General features: G+C 42.1%; 2 protein-coding genes. Both read right to left on the bottom strand.

Annotation, left to right across the window (positions count from 1 at the left end):
- The coding region (locus AB5935_RS25665) for a metallophosphoesterase (RefSeq protein WP_368327834.1) at window positions 1–687 on the bottom strand (687 nt) is incomplete at its 3' end.
- Window positions 688–690: 3 nt separating this feature from the next.
- A partial coding sequence (locus AB5935_RS25670) for a family 43 glycosylhydrolase (RefSeq protein ID WP_368327835.1) occupies window positions 691–1552 on the bottom strand: 862 nt, incomplete at its 5' end.

Consider the following 1552-nt stretch of genomic DNA (forward strand, 5'->3'; position numbering starts at 1 on the left):
CTTATTACCTATATCAAGATAAGAATGAGTGATAAAAATCACCTTAGGATTCTGGTATTTCGGCTTGTTTACCAAATCTTTCGCCCATTGCAGAACTTCAGCACGAGGCACAAACTCTACTGCTATAACCAAAATCTTTCCCCATCCCGGCTCATCAAACTCAAAAGCCGAATTCTCTAAAGACGCCCTGCCTTCACGATTAGGAAATTCACTGACACAGATATTCCGCCAGGTAGAATTTCGTTCAAAAGGAATATAATCAGGAAAATAAGTACGACCGTTTTCTGCGGCTTTGTATCCATAATCATGATTGCCTGCGGCAATAATATAAGGTACTTTGTTATCCAGTCTTTTCAAAGCCTGCGATGCTGCCTCCCACATTTCACGACTGGTCTGGTTCAGCATCTTACGGTTTAATACATTATTATCATTCTGCTCCACCAAATCGCCTGTACAAAGGACAGCTTTAATTTTAAGCGACTCTATATTGTCCGCAATCCATGCGGTACAAAGATCAAAAAGCGGCTGGTTAATATCATACTTGGTATATCCCTGTGGATCACCGAGCAAAATCATAGAAAAGGATTCCGGATTGACCAATTTCTGGGGATCAGCCCGATGCTGCGCCGGGAGACAAGTGACAGAAGCACACAATATCCCGGCCAATAAATAGTTGAATAGTTTCATAAGTTACTCTTTTTCTTCTTTGTTTTTAAATACAGGTGCACGAGATACGGATGCCGGTGTGCCATTAGTAATATAAGGCCAGCCATCACTGCTCCATTGTATGCGGTCACACATCAGTTGACGACCATTATCTATTTTCGCTTTCTGCCAAGCATGATAGAAGAACCAGTCGTTCCCCTCGTCATCCGTGATAATTTCGGAATTGTGCCCGGTTCCGGCAAACAGGTTATTACCCTGTAGAATTACTTCATTATAACTACTATTTTCTTTCATCACAGTACCGTTTTTACCCACATAAGGACCTTCGATATTTTTAGAACGCCCCACCACTACACGGTACGTACTTCTTTCCTCTTCACAACAACTACCCGTAGAGCCAAATAGATAATAATAATTCCCGCGTTTATGAACCATGATGCCTTCTATTGAAGGACCCGCTATCTTTTCGGAAACAGCACCTTTAATGGATAGACCGTCAGCACTTAACTCTACATAACGGATACCTCCTTCATAGCCTTTAGAAGTACTATTATAACTTCCCCAGAAAAGATACTTCTTACCATTATCTTCAAAATAACAAGGGTCGATGCACTGCATAGTACCAGAATTGTAGTCAAGAAGTTTTCCGTGATCCGTAAAAGGTCCTACAGGAGAGTCGCTGACCGCCACCCCGATACAACTATTCTTAGGCAAGTCCCAGTGCCCGAGAGTATAATAGAGCACATATTTGCCATTGATATAGTTAATGTCCGGAGCCCATAAGCGAGTGTCCGGCTGCCAGTTCGGTTTTTGCAGAAAGGCTGCCCCAGCATAAGTCCACTGTGTCATATTAGTAGATTTGTAAATCGGAATATAGATATTATCC

The organism is Phocaeicola sp. RTP21198st1_B8_RTP21198_201120 (assembly GCF_040929485.1).
GTDB lineage: Bacteria > Bacteroidota > Bacteroidia > Bacteroidales > Bacteroidaceae > Phocaeicola > Phocaeicola dorei.